Origin of the sequence: Streptomyces specialis (assembly GCF_001493375.1) — a bacterium.
Classification (GTDB): domain Bacteria; phylum Actinomycetota; class Actinomycetes; order Streptomycetales; family Streptomycetaceae; genus Streptomyces; species Streptomyces specialis.
Map to the genome: position 1 here is coordinate 200,299 of NZ_LN929896.1, position 13,937 is coordinate 214,235.

The following is a 13,937-nucleotide window of genomic DNA, read 5'->3' on the forward strand; positions in this document are numbered from 1 at the left end:
TTTCTGCGCCTGTCCATCTCCTCTCTCCCCTTCCTCCCTTCCTTCTCTTTTTCCAACGATTCCGCCCCCCCCGCTCCCTACCCTACCCTCTTCGTCGGCAGCGTCATATGTGTATAAGAGCCAGGGGCCGCACCCCGCGCGGCGAGGATTCCCTGGACCCGACCTCCATGTCCCAGGCCGCGCCCCGCCTGGACTCCCTGGAGGAGAAGCTGGCCCGGATAGAACGCTCCTTCGGCTGACCGCTCCCTCACCGCCCCCGCCGGAGCATCGCCCGAAAGACACCCCTGAACGCCCAGGCCCCCGAGGGCCTGGGCGTTCCCCGTAGGCCACGGCCCGCGCACGGCCGATGCCCGGAAGAATCCCGCACACGAACCCGGGCGGCCTGCCCCGGGGCCGGGGTCAGTTCGCGCCGGGCCGGAAGGTGCCGTTCAGGCGGTCAGGACGCCTTCCAGCGTGAGCAGGTGCCGCTTGCGCGGCAGGCCGCCCGCGTAGCCCGTCAGGGAGCCGTCGGCGCCGATGACGCGGTGGCAGGGGCGGATCACCGTCAGCGGGTTGGCCCCCACCGCGCCGCCGACCGCGCGGACGGCGCTCGGGGAGACCCCGGCCAGCGCGGCGAGCCGGCCGTAGGTGACGGTCGAGCCGTAGGCGATGTGGTCCAGCGCCGCCCAGATCCGCTCGCGGAACGCCGAGCCGCGCGGGGCCAGTACGAGGTCGAACTCCCTCAGCTCGCCCGCGAAGTACGCGTCGAGCTGGCCCGTCGCCACGGCGAAGGCGCGGTCGTCGCGCCGCCAGTCGATGCCGGCCGTGACGCCGCCCTTCTGGCCGGGAACGGTCACATAGGACAGGACACCGGGCTCGGGTCCGGCGACCAGCAGGTCGCCGAGCGGACTCGGGTGCGTGGTGTACAGCATCAGTCGCTCTCCAAGGTCGTCGAAGTCGTCGAAGTCGTCGGGGGCAACGGGGGCGCTGCCGCGTTCCACAGGTGGTGCAGCGCGTAGGAGCGCCACGGGCGCCACGCCTCCGCCGCGTCGGCGGGGGCGCCGACGGCGGCCAGGCCCTGCCGGACGCCCACGTCGCCCGTCAGGAAGACGTCCGGATCGCCCAGGGCCCGCATCCGGATGTAGCCGGCGGTCCACGGGCCGACACCGCGCAGGGCCAGCAGCGCCCGCTCCGCCTCGTCCCGGTCCACGCCAGGACCGAGGGATACGGCGCCGTCGGCCAGCGCGGCGCCCACCGCGCGGATCGTCCGGCGCCGGCTCTCCGGCATGCCCAGCTCGGTCAGCGGCGCCTGGGCCAGCGCGCCCGGCTCGGGAAAGACGTGGGTGAGGGCGCCGTCGGGCGCGGGCAGCGGCTTCCCGTACGCCGCCACCAGCGCCCCGGCGAGGGTGCGGGCGGCGGCGACGGTGACCTGCTGGCCGAGCACCGCCCGCACCGCCAGTTCCTCCGGGTCGGCCGCGCCCGGCGAACGCAGCCCCGGGCGGGCCGCGACCAGCGGGCCGAGATACGGGTCGGCGCCGAGCCGTTCCGCCACCGCCCACGGGTCGGCGTCCAGGTCGAACAGCCGCCGCGTCCGCTGCACGGCGGTCGTCAGGGCGCGCGGGTCCGTCAGCACCAGCCGGCAGCCGAGCCAGCGGGCGCCGGGCGGCGCGGCGGACTCGTCCACCTCGGCCACGCCGGTGCCGTGCGGCAGGGCCAGCGAGCGGCGGTACGTCCGGGCGCCCGGCGCGCCGAGCACCTCCTCGATCCCGGTGATCGCGCGGCGCTGGAGGAAGTCGAACACCTCACGCGCCGCGTACGGCCCCCGGTACGCGAGCCGCAGCGGAACGCCCGCGGGCGCGGGGACCGGGGCGCGGCGGCCCGGGGCGGCGGCCCGCAGCTCGGTCGGGGTCAGGTCGTACCCGGTCCGGACCGTGTCGTTGAACTGCCGGACGCTGGAGAAGCCGGACGCGAACGCGACCTCCGTCACCGGCATGTCGGTCGTCTGGAGCAGGATCCGGGCCGTGTGCGTCCGCTGGGCCCGGGCCAGGGCCACCGGTCCGGCGCCCAGCTCCGCGGTGAGCTGCCGCTGCACCTGCCGGGCGCTGTAGCCCAGCCGCCGGGCCAGCCCCGCGACGCCCTCCCGGTCCACGACCCCGTCGGCGATCATCCGCATCGCCCGTCCCACGGCGTCGGCCCGCGTGTTCCACTCGGCCGACCCGGGCACCGCGTCCGGGCGGCAGCGGCGGCAGGCGCGGAAACCCGCCGCCTGGGCCGCCGCGGCCGAGGGATGGAACCGGACGTTCGACCGTTTCGGCGTGGTCGCCGGGCAGCTCGGGCGGCAGTAGATGCCGGTGGTCACCACGGCCGTGAAGAACACTCCGTCGAAGCGTTCGTCACGGCTGCGCACCGCCTCATACCTGCTGTCATCGTCCATCACCCTGCCCAGTGTGCCGGGCGGAGGGACCGGCGACTGGCGGAAATCGGACGCGACGGTTCGCTGGCGGCGGCGGGCCGGCGGGCTACTTGCCGGCGAGCCGCGCGGGGAAGCCGCCGGTGGCGATGGGCCCCCAGTGCACGGGGGTCACGCGGATCAGGGACTTGCCCTGCCGGAGCATCGCCGCCCGGTACTCGCCCCAGTCCGGGTGCTCACCCGCGATCGTCCGGTAGTAGTCCACGAGCGGTTCCAGCGCGTCCGGCACGTCGAGCACCTCCGCCGTACCGTCGATCCGCACCCACGGGCCGTCCCAGTCGTCGGACAGGACGAGCACGCTGACCGCCGCGTCGCGCCGGGCGTTGTGGCTCTTGGCCCGCTCCGGGTAGGTCGCGATGACCAGCCGTCCCGCGTCGTCGACGCCGCAGGTCACGGGCGACCCCTGCGGGGAGCCGTCGGCACGGCGGGTGAGGAGGATCGCCCGGTGGCGCGGGCGGACGAAGTCGAGCAGACGGTCCAGGTCGACGGCCGTCGTCCTCGCGATCGAAGGACTCATGGCGCAGCACCCTACGCTCCCGCCGCGCGCCCGGCACCCGGTGGGGCGCGACGAGGGCAGGCGCGGTGGCGTCACGCCACCGCGCCTGCCCTCACCGGCCGCGGATCAGGCCGCCGCGACGACGGCTTCCGTGACAGCCGGGGCCAGGGCCAGCTCCAGCACCTGCCGGACATCGGTGACCGGGTGGACGTCGAGCGTGTCCAGGATCTCCTTGGGGACGTCGTCCAGGTCGGGCTCGTTCCGCTTGGGGATGATCACGGTCGTCAGCCCCGCCCGGTGCGCGGCGAGCAGCTTCTGCTTCACGCCGCCGATCGGCAGGACCCGCCCGGTCAGCGACACCTCGCCCGTCATCGCCACGTCGGGCCGGACCTGCCGGCCGCTGAGCAGCGACGCCAGCGCGGTCGTCATGGTGATGCCCGCGCTCGGGCCGTCCTTGGGCACCGCGCCCGCCGGGACGTGCAGGTGCACGCCGCGCTCCTTCAGGTCGCCCACCGGCAGCTCCAGCTCCGCGCCGCGCGAGCGCAGGTAGGACAGGGCGATCTGGCCGGACTCCTTCATCACGTCCCCGAGCTGGCCGGTCAGGGTCAGGCCCGCGCCGCCGGTCTCCGGGTCGGCGAGCGACGCCTCGATGTACAGCACGTCGCCGCCGGTGCCGGTGACCGCCAGGCCGGTCGCCACGCCCGGCACCGCCGTGCGCCGCTCGGCCGGGTCGTGCGCCGCCTCGGGTGTGTGGTGCGGACGGCCGATCAGGTCCCGCAGGTGTTCCGTGGTGACCGTGAACGGCAGCGTGATCTCGTCCAGCTCGGCACGCGCCGCGACCTTCCGCAGGAGCCGCGCGACGGTCCGCTCCAGGCTCCGGACGCCCGCCTCCCTGGTGTACTCACCGGCGAGCTTGCGCAGCACGCCGTCCTCGATCGTGACCTCCTCGCCGCTCAGACCCGCGCGGTCGAGCTGCCGGGGAACGAGGTGGTCGCGCGCGATGGTGACCTTCTCGTCCTCCGTGTACCCGTCGAGCCGCACCAGCTCCATGCGGTCCAGCAGCGGCTGCGGGATGGCCTCCAGGACGTTCGCCGTGGCCAGGAACACCACGTCCGACAGGTCGAGTTCGACCTCCAGGTAGTGGTCGCGGAAGGTGTGGTTCTGCGCCGGGTCCAGGACTTCGAGGAGGGCGGCGGCCGGGTCGCCCCGGTAGTCGCTGCCGACCTTGTCGATCTCGTCCAGCAGCACGACCGGGTTCATCGAACCGGCCTCCTTGACGGCCCGCACGATACGGCCGGGCAGCGCCCCGACGTAGGTGCGCCGGTGGCCGCGGATCTCGGCCTCGTCCCGGACGCCGCCGAGGGCGACGCGCACGAAGTTGCGGCCCATGGCCCGCGCCACGCTCTCCCCGAGGCTCGTCTTGCCGACGCCGGGCGGTCCGACGAGGGCCAGCACGGCGCCGCCGCGCCGCCCGCCGATGACGCCGAGACCGCGGTCGCCGCGCCGCTTGCGGACCGCCAGGTACTCGGTGATGCGGGCCTTCACGTCCTCCAGACCGGCGTGGTCGCCGTCCAGCACGGCCTTGGCGCCGGGGATGTCGTAGGAGTCCTCGGTGCGGACGTTCCACGGCAGTTCGAGCACGGTGTCCAGCCAGGTGCGGATCCAGCTCGCCTCGGGGGCGGAGTCGGAGGCCCGCTCCAGCTTGTCGACCTCCTTCAGGGCCGCCTCGCGGACCTTCTCCGGCAGATCCGCGGCCTCGACGCGGGCCCGGTAGTCCTGGCCCTCGTCGGCGGCGTCGCCGTTCAGCTCGGCCAGCTCCTTGCGCACGGCGTCGAGCTGCCGCCGCAGCAGGAACTCGCGCTGCTGCTTGTCGACACCGTCCTGCACGTCCTTGGCGATGGTCTCGGCGACGTCCTCCTCCGCGAGGTGGTCGCTGAGCAGCTTCACCGCGAACCTCAGCCGTGCCACGGGGTCCGTGGTCTCCAGCAGCGTCAGGCGCTGCTCGGCGGTCAGGAACGGGAGGTACCCCGCGTTGTCCGCCAGCGCGCCGACTTCCTCTATCTGCTGCACCCGGTCCACGACCTGCCAGGCGCCGCGCTTGCGGAGCCAGCTCGTGGTGAGGGCCTTGTACTCCTTGGCCAGCTCGGCGACGACGCCGGGCAGGGGGGTGGGCACGGTCTCCTCGACCGGCGTCCCCTCCACCCACAGCGCGGCGCCGGGCCCGGTGGTCCCCGAGCCGATACGGACACGCCGCAGACCACGGACGAGAGCGCCCGGGTCACCGGCGGCCAGCCGCCCGACCTGTTCGACGCGGCCCACCACGCCGAAGCCCGCGTACGTCCCGTCCACCCGCGGCACCAGCAGCACGCGCGGCTTCTCGCCCCGGGGCGCGGCGGACTGCGCGGCCTCGACCGCGGCCCGCACCTCGGAGTCGGACAGTTCCAGCGGGACCACCATCCCCGGCAGCACCACCTCGCCGTCGAGAGGCAGCACCGGCAGGGTGAGCACATCGAACGATGAAGTCATGACCTCTCCCTTGGCAGGCATCTTGAGCTATGCCGACTCAATGCTGGAGAGGCCGCCGATGTTCCCGGGCTCTTTCCCTGTTCGCTCAGAGCGATCAGGTACCGTCCCACCCCCTACAGCGCACGGGAGGAGGCGATTAATCCGCGCCCCGCCCGGTCGCGGGCAGCCCGAAGCGCCCCGCTTCGGCGGGGTAGGAGGGAGTGGGCGCGGCCGGGGAAGGCCTATGTGTCGCGGCGCAGGCGGTACAGGAAGTCGCGGGTGGCCGCGGGCGCCTCCGCCTCGACGACCAGGCGGTTCATCGTGTGGCGGTACTGCTCGATCTCCGACGGCTTGTCCGGGTACACGCCGCCGGTGAGCTGCTCCAGGTACACCACGTCGGGCAGCTCGCCGCCCGGCGGGCGCAGGACCGTGATCGGGCCGCAGATCGCCGCGTGGCCGCCGACCGTGAACGGCACGACCTGGATCGTCACGTGCGGCATCTCCGACACGTTCAGCAGGTGGTCGAGCTGGCGCCGCATCAGCCCCGCGTCGCCCATCGAACGCCGCAGCGCCGCCTCGTCGATCACGACCCACAGGTGCGGCGGCTGCGGCCGGTGCAGGATGCGCTGCCGCGCCATCCGCAGGGCGACGCGGCGTTCGATCCGGTCGCGCGTGTCGTCGGGGCCGAACGTCAGCAGGGCGCGGGCGTACTCCTCGGTCTGGAGCAGGCCCGGGACGAACTGCAACTCGTAGCCCCGGATGACGACCGCCGTCTGCTCCAGGCCCAGGTAGACGTTGAGCCAGCTCGGCACCACGTCGTGGTAGACGTGCCACCAGCCGGGCGTGTTGGACTGCCGGGCCAGGGCGAGGAGCGTGGCGCGCTCGGACTCGTCGGTGACGCCGTACAGCGTGAGGAGGTCGGCGACATCCCTGGTCTTGAAGCCGGTGCGGCCCATTTCGAGGCGGCTGATCTTGGAGTGCGAGGCACGGATGCGGTGCCCGGCCTCGGCGCCGGTGATGCCGCGCGCCTCGCGCAGCCGGCGGAGCCGTGCGCCGAGGATCATGCGCGGGACGGTCGGCCCGCTCTGCTGGAGGTCGATGTCGCCCGTGGTTCTGGTCCCGGAACCGACGGCATCGCTCACGCTCAGATTCAGGCCCATGTGTGCTCCCCTGCCTCCACTGAGACCGCCCAACTGTACTAGATCCCTTTCCCTCTGCAACCGGTTGGACAACACCCGTTGAGCCGGGGCTGGTCACCTGGCGCCCGCGCTCCTACGGTAGCCGTATGACCGTCAGCACCCACTCGGTGTCCAACCAGGTCCCGCCCCTGGCCGATTACGACGTCTTCGCCCAGGACGCCGCCCTCTCCGAGGCGTTCGCCCGGCACATCGGGCCCGCGGTCGCCGAGGAGGCGACGGCCGAGCTGAGCGCGCTGGGCCGGGCGGCGGGCTCGGCGCGGGTCCAGGAGTGGGGCGCGCTGGCGAACGCCAACCCTCCGATGCTGCGCACCCACGACCGTTACGGCCACCGGATCGACGAGGTCGAGTTCCATCCCGCCTGGCACCACCTGCTGGACCGGGCCGTCACGGCCGGACTGACGGACGCCTGGTCGCGCCCGCACGGGCAGCTCAGGCGGGCCGCCGGGTTCCTGGTGTGGAGCCAGGCCGAGGCCGGGCACGGCTGCCCGGTGTCGATGACGCACGCGGCGGTGCCCGCGCTGCGCCACCAGCCGGAGCTGGCCCGGCAGTGGGAGCCGCTGCTGACCTCGCGGATCTACGAGCCGGGGCTGCGCCCGCCGGCCGGCAAGGCGGGCGTGCTGGCCGGGATGGGGATGACGGAGAAACAGGGCGGTTCGGACGTCCGGACGAACACCACGCGCGCCGAGCCGCTGGCGGAGCCCGGCACGTACGCGCTGACCGGCCACAAGTGGTTCTGCTCGGCGCCGATGTCGGACGTGTTCCTGGTGCTGGCCCAGGCGCCGGGCGGGCTCACCTGCTTCCTGCTGCCCCGGGTCCTGCCGGACGGCGCCCGGAACGGGTTCCGGATCCAGCGGCTCAAGGACAAGCTGGGGAACCGGTCGAACGCGTCGGCCGAGATCGAGTTCGACGGCACGACGACGGTCTGGCGGGTGGGCGAGGAGGGTCGGGGCGTCGCCACGATCCTGGAGATGGTCGGCGCCACCCGGCTGGACTGCGTGGCGGGCTCCGCCGCGATCATGCGGCAGGCCGTGGCGCAGGCGACGCACCACGCCGCGCCCCGCGAGGCGTTCGGCGGGCGGCTGATCGACAAGCCGCTCATGCGGAACGTGCTGGCGGACATGGCGCTGGAGTCGGAGGCGGCGACCGTGCTCGCGATGCGACTGGCGGCGGCGAGCGACGGGGCCGCGGAAGGCAGCGCGGCGGAGCGGCAGTTGCTGCGGCTGGCGCTGCCCGCCGCGAAGTACTGGGTGACCAAGCGCTGCGCCTGGCTGGCGGCCGAGGCGCTGGAGTGCCTGGGCGGCAACGGGTACGTGGAGGAGTCCGGCATGCCCCGGCTGCTGCGCGAGGCGCCGGTGAACTCGATCTGGGAAGGCTCGGGCAACGTCCAGGCGCTGGACGTGCTGCGGGCGCTGCGGCGCGAACCGGGCGCGCTGAACGCGTTCTTCACCGAGGTCGGGCAGGCGGCCGGCGGGGACGACCGGCTGGACGCCGCGATCAAGGGACTGCTGGGCGCGCTGTCGGATCTGGAGGGGATGGAGACGCGGGCCCGCCGCCTGGTGGAGCGGCTGGCGCTGGTGCTCCAGGGCGCGCTGCTGGTGCGGTTCGCGCCGCCCGCGGTCGCGGACGCGTTCTGCGCCTCGCGGCTGGGCGGGGACTGGGGCGGCGCCTTCGGAACGCTGTCGCACCGCGCCGGCCTGGCGGCCGTCGTGGAGCGGGCCACACCCGTTAACGGCGGGTAACCCTCTGGGGTTTGGCCCCGCGTCCTCGGGTTACGCGATGTCGTGACATACCTCGCACGAGGGATCTCTGCGAAAGGGAAGTCATGACGATAGCGATCATCATCCTGGTCGTGGCGGTCCTGGCCGTTGTCGGTCTCCTGGTGGCCATGCCGCGCGTCGGCGTGGGCAACGGGCGGCTCCAGCGCCGCTTCGGGCCGGAGTACGACCGGGCCCTGGCGCACCACGGCGGGGACGCCAAGGCGACGAAGAAGGACCTGGCCGAGCGGCTCCGCCGGCACGGCGGGCTCCGCGAGCGCCCGCTGGCGGCCGGCGAGCGCGAACAGTACGAGACCAAGTGGACGCGGGTCCAGGAGCGTTTCGTGGACTCGCCCGGCGCGGCGGTGGTCGAGGCCGACCACCTGCTGACCCGTCTCCTCCACGACCGGGGCTTCCCGCCCGACTCGCACGACGAACAGATCGCCGCGCTGTCGGTGCACCACCCCCGCCTGGTCGACGGATACCGGCGGGTGCACGCCCTGGCCGGGCCGCGCGACACGGTCCACGCGAACGGGACCGGGAACGCGGCCGGCGGGGACACCGAGGAACTGCGCGAAGCCGTGCTGCGGGCACGTGACCTGTTCCGCGCTCTGCTGACGACCGGCCCCCGGGCGGACGGCGAGCGGCCGGAGCGGTCCCGGGCGAACGGGCGCACCCTGCGCCTGCGCGTCCCGGGCGCCCCGCGGCACTCGGGCACCACGACGAAGGGTGGCGTGTGATGGCACAGCAGTTGGAGAAGCCGCAGAAGCTGGACAGGAACCACGAGACGGTGCCGCCGGCCGCCGGGGACCCGGCCGAGCCGGGCCTCGGGCCGATCCCGCCGGGCGGTCTGACGGCGGACGAGGGCATCGGGTACGACGCCTTCGAGACCGCGCTCTTCCCGCCGGAGGACGCCGACCGGCTGCGGACCGGGCTCCAGAACGCGGTCGTCGGATTTGTCGACAGCCCCGGCCGGGCCGTCGCCCAGGCCGACGCGCTGCTGGACGAGGCGATGACCTGCCTCGCCGACCGGCTCGCCGAACAGCGGGGCCGGCTGCGCGAGAGCTGGCAGGGCGACGCCTCGACCGGCACCGAGGAGCACCGGACCCTCCTGCTGGAGTACCGGGAGCTGATGCAGCGGCTGCTCAGCGCCTGACCCGGCACGGTGGGAGAGCCGTCGGGAGCGGCGGGAAGAAGCGGAAAGAAACGGAAAGAAACGGAAAGAAGCGGGAAGAGCGGAGAGAGAGCAAGAGGACAGACCAGCGTCCCCCCATCACCGGACGGCCCCGGGCGACTCGCCCGGGGCCGTCCGCGGCGTGTGGGCGACAATGTCCGGGTGGACAACGCCTCTCCCGACAGCTCTCCCGTCATATCCGCCGGCATCTCCCCCGACGCCGCCTCCGGCACCGTCAGCGTGACCACCTGGTGGCTGGAGCAGACCTCCCCCGCCGACGCCCCACCGGTCGCGGGCCCCGCTCCCGGCGACGACGACGGAACGGTCAGAACGGTCAGGGCCGAGGTGCCCAGCCCGGAGTTCAGCCGCTTTCTGTATACGGCCGTCGGCGGCGACATCCACTGGACGGACCGGCTCGGCTGGAACTACGGACGGTGGCGGACATTTCTCGACCGGCCAGGCGTCGAGACCTGGGTCGCCTACGACCGCGGGACGCCCGCGGGCTACGTGGAGCTGGACCCGGACGCCGAGGGCGGCGTCGAGATCAGTTACTTCGGTTTGCTCCCGGCCTTCCGCGGCCGGGGCATCGGCGGCCCGCTCCTGTCGTTCGGCACCGCGCGCGCCTGGGACCTGGCGGAACGCTGGCCCGGCCGGGCGCCGACGCGCCGGGTGTGGGTGCACACGTGCAGCAAGGACGGGCCGTTCGCGTTGGAGAACTACCGGCGGCGCGGCTTCCGCGGGTACCGGACCACCGTCGAGGACGAGCCGCTCCTGGCCACTCCCGGACCCTGGCCGGGAGCCGGGAACGGAATGTGACGGAGGTCTCACGAGTCCCACAGAATGGGACAGCTTCGTCCACATTGTGGACAACGGTGGACTCGCGCGTCACCGCGTGCCACGCTGCCGTCATGCAGCGAGCTGGAATTGCCCTGGTGAGTCGGCGCGATGTCGACTTCGGCCGCATGTCCAGCGCCATCTGTCCGGCGCACTGAAGAGCCGCAGACCGCCGACCCCTCATGTCCCCGCCTCACCCCGCGCGGGCGGGCGTCAACGCCCCCGTCCCGCACGACTTCCGTCCTGCTGCCCGCAGAAAGAATCTGTGACGATGTCCGACTCCGCGAAGAAGCCCGCCCCGACCCGCCGCAAGGCCGGCCGCCACCGCGGCGAAGGCCAGTGGGCGGCCGGGCACTTCACGCCGCTCAACGGCAACGAGCAGGTCAAGAAGGACGACGACGGTCTCAACGTGCGCACGCGCATCGAGACCGTCTACGCCCACCGCGGCTTCGACGCCATCGACGGCGGCGACCTGCGCGGCCGGATGCGCTGGTGGGGTCTGTACACCCAGCGCAAGCCGGGCATCGACGGCGGCAAGACGGCCGTCCTGGAGCCGGAGGAGCTGGACGACGAGTTCTTCATGCTCCGGGTCCGCATCGACGGCGGACAGCTCACCACCGAGCAGTTGCGGGTCATCGGCGAGATCTCCCAGGAGTTCGCGCGCGGCACCGCCGACATCACCGACCGGCAGAACGTCCAGTACCACTGGATCCGTATCGAGGACATGCCGGAGATCTGGCGGCGCCTGGAGGGTGTGGGCCTGTCCACCACCGAGGCGTGCGGCGACACCCCCCGCGTCATCATCGGCTCCCCGGTCGCGGGCATCGCCGAGGACGAGATCATCGACGGCACCCCGGCCATCGAGGCGATCCACCGCCGGGTGGTGGGGAACAAGGCGTACTCGAACCTCCCCCGCAAGTTCAAGACGGCCGTCTCGGGATCGCCGCTGCTGGACGTGGTGCACGAGATCAACGACGTCTCGTTCGTCGGTGTCGACCACCCCGAGCACGGCCCGGGCTTCGACGTCTGGGTCGGCGGCGGCCTGTCCACGAACCCGAGGCTCGGCGTCCGGCTCGGCGCCTGGGTGCCGGTGGACGAGGTGGCCGACGTCCACGAGGGCGTCGTCGCCCTCTTCCGCGACTACGGCTACCGGCGGCTGCGGACCCGCGCCAGGATCAAGTTCCTCGTCGCGGACTGGGGCGCGGAGAAGTTCCGCCAGATCCTGGAGGACGAGTACCTGCTGCGGAAGATGGCCGACGGCCCCGCCCCCGCGCAGCCGGTCGGCCAGTGGCGCGACCACGTGGGCGTGCACCGGCAGAAGGACGGCCGGTTCTACGTGGGCTTCGCCCCGCGCGTCGGCCGGGTGGACGGCACGACCCTGACCAAGATCGCGGACCTGGCCGAGGCCCATGGCTCCCGGCGGGTGCGCACCACCGTCCACCAGAAGATGATCATCCTGGACGTGCCGGAGGAGCAGGTCGCGCGCCTCACCGAGGGCCTGGAGGCGCTGGACCTCACGGTCACGCCCTCGACGTTCCGGCGCGGCACGATGGCCTGCACCGGCATCGAGTTCTGCAAGCTCGCCATCGTCGAGACGAAGGGCCGGGGCACCTGGCTCATCGAGGAGATGGAGCGCCGGCTGCCGGACTTCGACGAGCCGATCACCATCAACATCAACGGCTGCCCCAACTCCTGCGCCCGTATCCAGACCGCGGACATCGGTCTCAAGGGCCAGCTCGTCACGGACGACAACGGCGAGCAGGTGGAGGGTTTCCAGGTCCACCTCGGCGGTTCCCTCGGCCTGGAGCCCGGCTTCGGCCGCAAGGTCCGCGGCCTGAAGGTCACCGCGACGGGCCTCGCCGACTATGTCGAGCGAGTTCTCCGCGCCTTCCAGGAACAACGAGCGGACGGCGAGCGCTTCGCTCAGTGGGCCGCGCGTGCCGACGAAGGGTCTCTGTCATGAGTGAGCGTCATGAGTGAGCGGGCCGCCCCGTTCTACTGCCCGTACTGCGGGGACGAGGACCTCCGTCCGAGCGAGGAGGGGCACGGCGCCTGGGAGTGCGCGGCCTGCAACCGCGCCTTCCGGCTGTCGTTCCTCGGTCTCCTCGCCAAGGGGCTCGCGCGCCCCGTCGCCGCCGACGCGGCGACGAAGCCCGCTGAAGAAGCGTGAAGAAAAGGGGCATCATGACCACCGCCACGACCAGGGAGTCCCATAGAGCCCAGGAGCTGCGCGCGCTCGCCGAGCGGGCGGGCCGCGAGCTGGAGGACGCCTCGGCGCTCGACATCCTGCGCTGGGCGGCCGACACGTTCGGCTCCCGGCTGTGCGTGACCTCCTCGATGGAGGACGCCGTCGTCGCCCACCTCGCGTCCCGCGCCCTGCCCGGCGTGGACGTGCTGTTCCTCGACACGGGCTACCACTTCGTCGAGACCATCGGCACCCGCGACGCCGTCGAGGCCGTGATGGACGTGAACGTCATCACCCTCACCCCCGAGCTGACCGTGGCCGAGCAGGACGCCCGGTACGGTCCGCGCCTGTACGAGCGCGACCCCGACCTGTGCTGCGCCATGCGGAAGGTGAAGGCGCTGGAAGCGGGCCTGGCCTCCTACGACGCCTGGGCGACGGGCCTGCGCCGCGACGAGTCCTACACACGTGCGAATACTCCGGTCGTCGGGTGGGACGCGAGGCGGGAAAAGGTGAAGATTTCCCCAATTGCCCGTTGGACGCAGGCGGATGTGGAAGCCTACGTGGCGGAGCACGGGGTGCTCACCAACCCGCTCCTCCAGGACGGCTACGCCTCCATAGGGTGCGCCCCCTGCACGCGGCGCATAGCCGAGGGCGAGGACGCGCGGGCCGGACGCTGGGCCGGGCTCGGCAAGACCGAATGCGGACTGCACGCCTGACATCCGCGACGCACACCTTCACCACGGAACACGGCACCACCCCACACACCACCGAGAACGACGAGGGAGCGAGCGGGAGATGAGCGAGAACAGGCAGGGCGCCACCATCTGGCTCACCGGTCTGCCCAGCGCGGGCAAGACCACCATCGCCCGCGCGCTGGCCGACCGGCTGGAGAGCGAGGGGCACCGCGTCGAGGTGCTGGACGGCGACGAGATCCGGGAGTTCCTCTCCGCCGGCCTCGGCTTCTCCCGCGAGGACCGCCACGTCAACGTCCAGCGCATCGGTTTCGTCGCCGAACTGCTGGCCTCCCACGGCGTGAAGGTGCTGGTCCCGGTCATCGCCCCCTACGCGGACAGCCGGGAGGCGGTCCGCAAGCGCCACCAGACGGCGGGCACCGGCTACGTGGAGGTCCACGTGGCCACACCCGTCGAGGTGTGCTCGGTCCGGGACGTCAAGGGCCTGTACGCCCGCCAGGCCGCCGGTGAGCTGTCCGGGCTCACCGGTGTGGACGACCCGTACGAGGAGCCGGTCGACCCCGACCTGCGGATCGCCGCCCACGAGCAGTCCGTCGAGGAGTCGGCCGCCGCGCTGCACGCCCTGCTGGGCGCCCGGGGCCTGCTGTGA

General features: G+C 73.0%; 14 protein-coding genes. 9 read left to right on the forward strand and 5 right to left on the reverse strand.

Annotation, left to right across the window (positions count from 1 at the left end):
- Window positions 1-107: 107 nt before the first annotated feature.
- Window positions 108-239 carry a hypothetical protein gene (locus BN2279_RS31085; RefSeq protein ID WP_267887137.1) on the forward strand — a complete coding sequence of 44 codons (132 nt, stop codon included), beginning with the start codon at window positions 108-110 and terminating at the stop codon, window positions 237-239.
- Window positions 240-428: 189 nt separating this feature from the next.
- On the opposite strand, the gene BN2279_RS19130 is transcribed toward BN2279_RS31085, so the two are convergent.
- The 5 genes from BN2279_RS19130 to BN2279_RS19150 form a co-directional block, all read right to left on the reverse strand.
- Window positions 429-911, reverse strand: coding sequence for a methylated-DNA--[protein]-cysteine S-methyltransferase (locus BN2279_RS19130; protein ID WP_059011297.1), 483 nt, complete (start codon window positions 909-911; stop codon window positions 429-431).
- Complete coding sequence (locus BN2279_RS19135) at window positions 911-2,413, reverse strand: AlkA N-terminal domain-containing protein (protein WP_059011300.1); 1,503 nt, start codon at window positions 2,411-2,413, stop codon at window positions 911-913. The genes BN2279_RS19130 and BN2279_RS19135 overlap by 1 nt, the downstream gene beginning before the upstream one ends.
- Before the next feature lie 85 nt (window positions 2,414-2,498).
- Window positions 2,499-2,966 (reverse strand): PPOX class F420-dependent oxidoreductase, encoded by a 468-nt coding sequence (locus tag BN2279_RS19140; protein WP_059011302.1) that lies wholly within the window; start codon window positions 2,964-2,966, stop codon window positions 2,499-2,501.
- A gap of 105 nt (window positions 2,967-3,071) precedes the next feature.
- Complete coding sequence (lon, locus tag BN2279_RS19145) at window positions 3,072-5,471, reverse strand: endopeptidase La (RefSeq protein WP_059011304.1); 2,400 nt, start codon at window positions 5,469-5,471, stop codon at window positions 3,072-3,074.
- A gap of 221 nt (window positions 5,472-5,692) precedes the next feature.
- Window positions 5,693-6,610, reverse strand: coding sequence for a helix-turn-helix domain-containing protein (locus BN2279_RS19150; protein WP_079032314.1), 918 nt, complete (start codon window positions 6,608-6,610; stop codon window positions 5,693-5,695).
- 125 nt (window positions 6,611-6,735) lie between these two features.
- Between BN2279_RS19150 and BN2279_RS19155 the strand changes: the two genes are divergently transcribed.
- From BN2279_RS19155 to cysC, 8 genes are all read left to right on the forward strand, one after another.
- On the forward strand, window positions 6,736-8,388 hold the full coding sequence (locus BN2279_RS19155) for an acyl-CoA dehydrogenase family protein (protein WP_059011306.1): 1,653 nt from the start codon (window positions 6,736-6,738) through the stop codon (window positions 8,386-8,388).
- A gap of 83 nt (window positions 8,389-8,471) precedes the next feature.
- Window positions 8,472-9,143: a hypothetical protein gene (locus tag BN2279_RS19160; RefSeq protein WP_059011307.1), complete on the forward strand. Its 672-nt coding sequence runs from the start codon at window positions 8,472-8,474 to the stop codon at window positions 9,141-9,143.
- Window positions 9,143-9,559, forward strand: coding sequence for a hypothetical protein (locus tag BN2279_RS19165; protein ID WP_059011309.1), 417 nt, complete (start codon window positions 9,143-9,145; stop codon window positions 9,557-9,559). Before BN2279_RS19160 ends, BN2279_RS19165 begins: the two co-directional genes overlap by 1 nt.
- 225 nt (window positions 9,560-9,784) lie before the next feature.
- Entirely contained in the window at window positions 9,785-10,393 is a 609-nt protein-coding gene (locus tag BN2279_RS19170; RefSeq protein WP_059012559.1) for a GNAT family N-acetyltransferase, read from the forward strand.
- 289 nt (window positions 10,394-10,682) lie between these two features.
- Window positions 10,683-12,374 (forward strand): nitrite/sulfite reductase, encoded by a 1,692-nt coding sequence (locus BN2279_RS19175; protein ID WP_059011311.1) that lies wholly within the window; start codon window positions 10,683-10,685, stop codon window positions 12,372-12,374.
- Window positions 12,375-12,383: 9 nt separating this feature from the next.
- Window positions 12,384-12,581 carry a hypothetical protein gene (locus tag BN2279_RS19180; protein ID WP_059012561.1) on the forward strand — a complete coding sequence of 66 codons (198 nt, stop codon included), beginning with the start codon at window positions 12,384-12,386 and terminating at the stop codon, window positions 12,579-12,581.
- A gap of 14 nt (window positions 12,582-12,595) precedes the next feature.
- A complete protein-coding gene (locus tag BN2279_RS19185) occupies window positions 12,596-13,312 on the forward strand; it encodes a phosphoadenylyl-sulfate reductase (protein WP_059011313.1) in 717 nt (238 codons plus the stop codon).
- Window position 13,313: 1 nt separating this feature from the next.
- Complete coding sequence (gene cysC / locus BN2279_RS19190; protein ID WP_407702286.1) at window positions 13,314-13,937, forward strand: adenylyl-sulfate kinase; 624 nt, start codon at window positions 13,314-13,316, stop codon at window positions 13,935-13,937.

Excerpts from the sequence above, each read along its gene's own strand:
- BN2279_RS19135 (WP_059011300.1), bottom strand. The coding sequence starts at position 2,413 with ATGGACGATGACAGCAGGTATGAGGCGGTGCGCAGCCGTGACGAACGC.
- BN2279_RS19180 (WP_059012561.1), top strand. The coding sequence starts at position 12,384 with ATGAGTGAGCGGGCCGCCCCGTTCTACTGCCCGTACTGCGGGGACGAG.
- BN2279_RS19130 (WP_059011297.1), bottom strand. The coding sequence starts at position 911 with ATGCTGTACACCACGCACCCGAGTCCGCTCGGCGACCTGCTGGTCGCC.
- BN2279_RS19150 (WP_079032314.1), bottom strand. The coding sequence starts at position 6,610 with ATGGGCCTGAATCTGAGCGTGAGCGATGCCGTCGGTTCCGGGACCAGA.
- BN2279_RS19160 (WP_059011307.1), top strand. The coding sequence starts at position 8,472 with ATGACGATAGCGATCATCATCCTGGTCGTGGCGGTCCTGGCCGTTGTC.
- BN2279_RS31085 (WP_267887137.1), top strand. The coding sequence starts at position 108 with ATGTGTATAAGAGCCAGGGGCCGCACCCCGCGCGGCGAGGATTCCCTG.
- lon (WP_059011304.1), bottom strand. The coding sequence starts at position 5,471 with ATGACTTCATCGTTCGATGTGCTCACCCTGCCGGTGCTGCCTCTCGAC.
- BN2279_RS19155 (WP_059011306.1), top strand. The coding sequence starts at position 6,736 with ATGACCGTCAGCACCCACTCGGTGTCCAACCAGGTCCCGCCCCTGGCC.
- BN2279_RS19165 (WP_059011309.1), top strand. The coding sequence starts at position 9,143 with ATGGCACAGCAGTTGGAGAAGCCGCAGAAGCTGGACAGGAACCACGAG.
- BN2279_RS19140 (WP_059011302.1), bottom strand. The coding sequence starts at position 2,966 with ATGAGTCCTTCGATCGCGAGGACGACGGCCGTCGACCTGGACCGTCTG.
- BN2279_RS19175 (WP_059011311.1), top strand. The coding sequence starts at position 10,683 with ATGTCCGACTCCGCGAAGAAGCCCGCCCCGACCCGCCGCAAGGCCGGC.
- BN2279_RS19185 (WP_059011313.1), top strand. The coding sequence starts at position 12,596 with ATGACCACCGCCACGACCAGGGAGTCCCATAGAGCCCAGGAGCTGCGC.